General features: G+C 71.8%; 5 protein-coding genes. All 5 read left to right on the plus strand.

The annotated features are described in order from the left end of the window. The coding region (locus IE249_RS38310) for a M24B family metallopeptidase (protein WP_229859133.1) at positions 1 to 1,005 on the plus strand (1,005 nt) is incomplete at its 5' end. 46 nt (positions 1,006 to 1,051) lie between these two features. After that, the gene (locus IE249_RS23845) at positions 1,052 to 2,563 is read left to right on the plus strand and encodes an aminopeptidase P family protein (protein ID WP_189707724.1); all 1,512 of its coding nucleotides are present in this window, start codon (positions 1,052 to 1,054) and stop codon (positions 2,561 to 2,563) included. 70 nt (positions 2,564 to 2,633) lie between these two features. Beyond that, positions 2,634 to 3,341, plus strand: a complete 708-nt coding sequence (locus IE249_RS23850) for a GntR family transcriptional regulator (protein WP_189707726.1) — start codon at positions 2,634 to 2,636, stop codon at positions 3,339 to 3,341. Between the two features lie 537 nt (positions 3,342 to 3,878). Next, complete coding sequence (locus tag IE249_RS23855) at positions 3,879 to 6,482, plus strand: collagenase (protein WP_229859136.1); 2,604 nt, start codon at positions 3,879 to 3,881, stop codon at positions 6,480 to 6,482. A gap of 133 nt (positions 6,483 to 6,615) precedes the next feature. Beyond that, on the plus strand, positions 6,616 to 7,493 hold an 878-nt coding region (locus tag IE249_RS23860), incomplete at its 3' end, for a hypothetical protein (protein WP_189707728.1).

Raw genomic sequence — 7,493 nt, forward strand, 5'->3', positions numbered from 1 at the left:
ACCGAGAGCGAGCGCCTCCTCGGCCTGCCCTGCCGAGACGTCCGCGCGCTCACCGCACTGCTGGACGCGGCCACCGGCCCGGTACGGCTGCTGCGGGGCCACGACCCGGCCGTCGACGCGGCCCTGGCCGGCAAGGTCATGGCCGGCGCCGACGAGGAGCTCCGTACCGCCCTTTCCGAAATGCGCCTGGTCAAGGACGAGTTCGAGATCGCCGACCTGCGCTTCGCCTGCGAGGCCACCGCCCGCGGCTTCGAGGACGTGGTACGCGTCCTCGGCAGCGCCGCGCCCACCCCGGAGCGCCTCATTGAGGGCACCTTCCGGACGCGCGCCCGCGTCGAGGGCAACGACGTCGGCTACGGCTCGATCTGCGCGGCCGGACCGCACGCGACCACCCTGCACTGGGTCCGCAACGACGGCGAGGCCCGCCCCGGCGACCTCCTGCTGCTCGACGCCGGAGTGGAGACCCGCAACCTCTACACCGCCGACGTGACCCGCACCCTGCCGGTCGACGGCCGCTTCACACCGCTGCAACGCGAGGTCTACGAAGCGGTGTTCGCGGCCCAGGAGGCCGGCATCGCCGCCGTGCGGCCCGGCGCCGGGTACCGCGACTTCCACGAGGCCGCCCAGCGGGTGCTCGCCGAACGCATCGCGGCCTGGGGCCTGTTCGGACGCCGGTCGGCGGCCGAGGCCTTCGAACTCGGGCTCCACCGGCGCTGGACCCTGGCCGGGACCGGCCACATGCTCGGCCTGGACGTGCACGACTGCGCCAGGGCCCGGACCAAGACGTACGTCGACGGCACCCTCGAAGCGGGCATGGTGCTCACCGTCGAGCCGGGCCTGTACTTCCAGCCCGACGATCTGACGGTCCCCGCCGAACTGCGCGGCACCGGCGTCCGGATCGAGGACGACGTCCTGGTCACCGCGGACGGCAACGAGAACCTGTCGGCCGGCCTGCCGCGCCGCGCCGACGAGGTGGAGGACTGGATGGCGCGGCTGCGCGGCTGACGTCCTACGGCTTCCATCGGCATCCACCGCATTGGGGGAAAGACACATGTCACACAGGGATCAGCACGGCCCGCACGATGACGGAGGCGAGGTCCCGGCCGCGGTGGCCGACCCCTTCCGGGGAGGGTGGGCGGACACCCGTACGCGCCTGCCGCCGCTGTCCGGGGCGGCGTGCGCGGCCAAGCGGCGCTCGGCGCTGTCCGAACGCTTCCCCGGCGAACGGATCGTCGTCCCCTCGGGCGGACTGAAGGTCAGGAGCAACGACTTCGACTACACCTTCCGGCCGCACTCCGCGTTCGTCCACCTCACCGCCGAACAGGGGACGCGGGCCGTCCCGGACAGCGTCCTCGTCCTGGAGCCCACCGGGAGCGGCCACTCGGCCACCCTGTTCACCCGGCCCCGCTCACCGCGTGACGGCGGACCCAACGGCGCGGAGTTCCACAGCGACCGCCGCCACGGCGAGTTCTGGACCGGGCGGCGGCGGACCCTCGCCGAGACCGAGCAGGCCCTCGGCGTCGAGGCCGCCGCCCGCGACGGCCTGGAGCGGGCCCTGACGGGAGATGTCCCGACCCGCGTGGTGCGCGGCGAGGACCCGCTCGTCGACGCGCTGGTGCCGCCGTCGCCCGGGGCCGAGGCCGAACTGCTGACGTTCCTGGCGGAGTCGCGGCTGGTCAAGGACGAGTGGGAGATCGACCAACTGCGTGCGGCCGTGGGCGCCACCGTCGCCGGGTTCCACGACGTCGCCGGTGAGTTGCCCCATGCCATGCGCCTCGCGCGCGGCGAGCGCTGGATCGAGGGCACCTTCAACCGGCGTGCCCGGCTGGAGGGGCACGGCCTCGGCTTCGAGACCATCGCGGCGGCCGGGGCGCACGCCTGCGTGCTGCACTGGATGCGCAACGACGGGCCGGTGCGCGAGGGCGATCTGCTCCTGCTGGACGCGGGCGTCGAGGCCGACTCCTTCTACACCGGGGACGTCACCAGGACCCTGCCGGCCGGCGGACGCTTCACCGATGTCCAACGCCGGGTCCACGACCTGGTGTTCGCCGCGCAGTCGGCGGGCATCGCCGCGCTGCGGCCCGGCGCGCGCTACGGCGACTTCCACGCCGCCGCGATGCGGGTGATCGCCGAGGGGCTCGACTCCTGGGGCCTGCGACCGGCCGGCCGCACGACGCGGGACAACGGCCTCGGCCCCGGTCCTGACCTTGCCTCCGGCGCCGACTCAGACCCGGGCTCGGGCTCGGGTTCCTTCTCGGACCCCGACCCGTACCGCCGGTACACCGTGTGCGGTTCGGGGCACATGCTGGGCCTGGACTGCCACGACTGCGCCGGTGCCCGCGGCGGGACCTATATGGACGGTGTCCTGGAGGCCGGGCACGTCCTGACCGTCGAACCCGGCCTGTACTTCCAGCCCGACGATCTGACGGTCCCCGAGGAACTGCGCGGCATCGGCGTCCGCATCGAGGACGACTTCGTGATCACCGCCGACGGGGCCCTGTGCCTGTCCGCGGGCCTGCCGCGCGGCGCCGACGAGACGGAGGCGTGGATGGCGTCCCTGTGAGCACGGCGTAACCAGGTAACGTGACATTGTATAGTGGGAGGTGATCGGACCGAGGGCTCAGGGAGCGGCGATGCCTCATCTCAAACCGCAGGTGATCTCGGTCCAGACGCATCTGCGGGACCAGGTGGCCAACGCGCTGCGCGCCGCGCTCATCGCGGGCGAGCTGCGCCCCGGTGTCGTGTACTCCGCCCCCAGCCTGGCCGCGGAACTCGGTGTCTCGGCGACCCCGGTGCGCGAGGCCATGCTCGACCTCGCCAGGGAGGGCCTGGTCGAAGCGGTCCGCAACAAGGGTTTCCGCATCACCGAGATGACCGACCGGGACCTCGACGAGTTCACCGAGATCCGGACCCTCATCGAGGTGCCCACCGTGGGACGGGTCGCCAGGTCGGCGCGGGCCGAGCAGCTCGAGGCTCTGCGTCCGCTGGCGCGGCAGATCGTGACGGCGGCCGAGGAGCACGACGTGCTCGCGTACCTGGAAGCCGATCACCGCTTCCACCTCGAACTGCTGGCGCTCGCCGGCAACCAGCACCTCGTCGAGGTGGTGGCCGACCTGCGCAAGCGGTCCCGCCTGTACGGGCTGGCCAACCTCGACGAGTCCGGTCGCCTGGTGGCGTCGGCGCAGGAGCACATCGAGCTGCTCGACCTGATCGTCGCCGGCAAGGCGCGTGAGGCGGAGAAGTGCATGCGCCGCCACCTCGCGCACATCCGCACCCTGTGGGCGGACGGCCGGGCCGACGCGAAGGCCGCCGAGCCCGCACTCCGGCTCGGCGACCGGTAGTCACGGCGAGCGGTGACTGCCGCGACCGGTGGCTAACGATCGGTAGTCACGGCGACCGGTGACTGCCGCGACAGGTGGCTAACGATCGGTAGTCACGGCGATCGGTAGTCACGGCGAGCGGTGACTTCCGCGACCAATAGCTCCGGCGGCCGGTAGCTCCGGCGGTCGGCCGGTCGGACCCGGCCCGGCTGCGCGTGATGCCGACGGCTGCCCGCACGCGCCGGTGGCTCGTCCCCCAACAACTCTTCTGTCCCGCAAGGCCGTTCTGATCAGGGCTTCCGCCGCCCTCGCGGCGCCCTCCGCGGCAACTCGCGGCCTCCGATCGGCACGGACGACTTCCGGAACCATGTCACGTGTGCAATGGTACATGGCATAGGTCGTGGCCATGCCAAGCGCCATCACGCAGCGCATGCGGGGCGGAACCGCTCCCCAGCTCCCCAGCGAGAGCGCGGCCCTTCTCCCCGGACGCACGGCCTGCACATCAGCGGATCCCATCGGCCACGCACGGCGTGGTCCAACCCCTCATGGGAGGCGTAAGTGAGAACCACACTCGTCCGGCGAAGTCTGGGCGCGGCGCTCCCCCTGGCCCTGGCGTGGGCCATGGGCGCGGGAATGCTCGCCCAGCCGGCCGCCGCGCGGACCGGCGCCCCGGCGCACACCGCGCACACGACGGCCGGCGCCGCCGAGCACCACGACCCCGCGCCCATGGCGCAGACCGCCGCCACCGACACCGACCACGTCGGCAAGGGACGGCTGAAGGCATCCCAGATACCGCCGCTGGCGGCGAGCAAGGACCCGCTCAAGGAGCCCTACGGCCGCCCGGAGACGCTACCGCTGCGGCCCTCCAAGTCGATGGACGTGGCCGGCCGCGACCAGGCCCGTACCGGCAAGAAGGCCGCCGCGGTCGCCGCGTGCAACGTCGCGGACTTCACCAGCCGCACCGGCAGCGCCCTGGTGCAGCAGATCAAGTCGTCCACGACCGACTGCGTCAACACGCTGTTCAGCCTCACCGGAAGCGACGCCTACAACGCCTTCCGCGAGTCGCAGATGACTGCCGTCGCCTACGCCCTGCGCGACGGCTCTGCGGCCTATCCGGGCAACTCCACCACCGGAATGCCGCAGTTGGTGCTCTATCTGCGCGCCGGCTACTACGTCCAGTACTACAACTCCGGCACGGTGGGCGCCTACGGCTCCGGCCTGAAGACGGCCGTCCGCGCCGGACTCGACGCGTTCTTCGCCAGCGCCCACTCCCGTGACGTCACCGACGCCAACGGCGAGACGCTGGCCGAGGCGGTCACCCTCATCGACAGCTCCGAGGAGAACGCCCGCTACATCTACGTCGTCAAGCGCCTGCTCGCGGACTACAACTCCTCCTGGAACACGTCCTGGTGGATGCTCAACGCGGTCAACAACGTCTACACCGTGACGTTCCGCGGCCACCAGGTGCCCGAGTTCGTCACGGCCGTCCAGTCGGACCCGAGCCTGATCGACGCGCTCTACAACTTCGCCGCCGCCCACACCTCGCTGCTGGGCACGGACCAGTCGTACCTGACCTCCAACGCGGGACGTGAACTGGGCCGGTTCCTCCAGCACTCCACCCTGCAGACCAAGGTCCGCCCGCTGGCCGCCGGACTGCTGAACTCCAGCTCGATCAAGGGCAACACCGCCCCGCTGTGGGTCGGCGTGGCCGAGATGACCGACTACTACGACAAGGCCAACTGCTCCTACTACGGCACCTGCGACCTTCAGCGGCAGCTCGCCGGCTCGGTGCTGACGGTGACGTACCCGTGCAGCTCCAGCATCACCATCAAGGCCCAGCAGATGACCTCCAGTGAGCTGTCGTCCACCTGCGCCAGCCTGCGCAACCAGGACGCCTACTTCCACAGCGTGGTGCACGACAACGGCCCCGTCGCGGGCGACGGCAACACCACCATCGAGGTCGTCGTCTTCGACTCCAGCACCGACTACCAGACCTATGCCGGCGCCATGTACGGCATCGACACCAACAACGGCGGCATGTACCTGGAGGGCGACCCGGCCGCCGCCGGCAACCAGCCCCGCTTCATCGCCTACGAGGCCGAGTGGCTGCGCCCGGCCTTCCAGATCTGGAACCTCAACCACGAGTACACGCACTACCTCGACGGCCGGTTCGACATGTACGGCGACTTCAACGCCGGCGTGACGACCCCGACCGTGTGGTGGATCGAGGGCTTCGCCGAGTACGTCTCCTACTCCTACCGCGGCGTCACCTACAACGAGGCGATGACCGAGGCCGGACGCGGCACGTACGCCCTGAGCACCCTGTTCGACACCACCTACAGCAACGACACCACACGCATCTACCGTTGGGGCTACCTCGCCGTCCGGTACATGCTGGAGAACCACCCCTCCGACATGACCACCGTCCTCGGCTACTACCGCTCCGGCAACTGGAACGCCGCGCGCGCCTACCTCACCGGCACGATCGGCGGCCGCTACGACAGCGACTGGTACACGTGGCTGGCGGGCTGCGCGGCCGGCAGCTGCGGCGGGAGCACCAACCCGCCCGGGAACAACGCCCCCACCGCCGCGTTCACCGCCTCCGTCAGCAACCTGACCGCCACCTTCACCGACCAGTCCACGGACTCCGACGGCACCATCGCGTCGAGGTCCTGGGACTTCGGCGACGGAACCACCTCCACCGCCGCCAACCCCAGCAAGACGTACAACGCGGCGGGCACCTACAGCGTCAAGCTCACCGTCAAGGACGACAAGGGCGCGATCGGCACGGTCACCAAGACCGTCACGGTGGGCTCCGGCGGCGGCACCGGCACCGAGTGCACAGGCGCCGACACCCGGATGCTCGACCAGAACTGCAAGCGCAGCAACCGCTCGGGCGCGGCCGGCGGCAACGACTACCTCTACATCTACCTGCCGTCCGGTGTGTCCCAGCTCAAGATCACCACGTCCGGCGGCAGCGGTGACGCCGACCTGTACTACAGCGGCAGCGGCTGGGCCACCAGTACCAGCTACACGAGCCGTGCGACCGGTGCGGGCAACAGCCACACCCTGACCGTCACCAACCCCCCGTCCGGCTACAACTACATCACCCTCTATGGAGCGCAGAGCTTCTCCGGGGTGACCGTCTCCACCCAGTACTGACCGGCGGCGTATGCCGGCGCGGCCCGGGACCTGGACTGCGAGCAGGTCCCGGGCCGCGCCCTCGACGGTCGGGGCATTCCGGGCGAACGGTGACAGAATTGTGGAAAGTGGAGGTGACCGGTGGGAGGCGTGAGTGGAGCTGGACGCTGTCGTCGACGAGCTGTACGCCCTCGCGCCGGGTGACTTCACGGCCGTACGGGACGAGCGGTCCAAGGAGGCACGGGCCGCGGGGGACCGGGAGCTGGCCGGGCGGATCCGGCGGCTGCGGCGGCCGACGACGGCCGCGTGGGCGAGCAACCTGCTGGTGCGCGAGAGCCCGGACGAGGTGGACGGCCTGCTGCGACTGGGGGAGGCGCTGCGTCAGGCCCACCAGGACCTGGACGGCGAGCAGCTGCGGGAACTGTCGGCGCGGCAGCACCGGCTCACCTTCGCCCTGGCCCGGCAGGCGGAGCGACTGGCGGCGCGGGCCGGGCAGCGCATCGGCGAGGCCGCCCGGCAGGAGATCCAGGACACCCTGCACGCGGTGCTCACCGACCCGGAGGCGGCCGGGGAGTGGGCGAAGGGCCGCCTGACCAAGCCCCTGAACGCACCCGTCGGCTTCCCCGCCGCCACGGACTCGGCCGCCCCCGCCGGGAAACCGGCCCCCGCACGGCGCCGTGCCGCCCGGTCCGCCGGCGAGGTGGGCGAACCGGAGGCCGCGCGGGCCCGCCGCCGCGAACAGCGGGAGCGTCTGGAGCGCGCCGAGCGGCAGGCGGCGGAGGCCGAACAGGAACTCCGCGCCCGCGAGGGTCAGCTGGCCGCCGCCGAGGAGGAGCAGAGCCGGGCGGAGACGGAGCGGCAACAGGCCGAGGAGCGTGTCACCGACCTCTCCCGCCGACTGCGGGAGGCCGAGCAGGAGCAGCAGCAGTCACGTGAGGCCGCCCGGCAGGCAGGCGACCGCGCACGGGACCTGGGCCGCGAGGTGCGTCAGGCCCGGCGCCGGGCCAGGGACGCGGCCGCACAGGTCCGCGA

Source organism: Streptomyces anandii JCM 4720 (assembly GCF_014650655.1).
Lineage (GTDB): Bacteria > Actinomycetota > Actinomycetes > Streptomycetales > Streptomycetaceae > Streptomyces > Streptomyces anandii.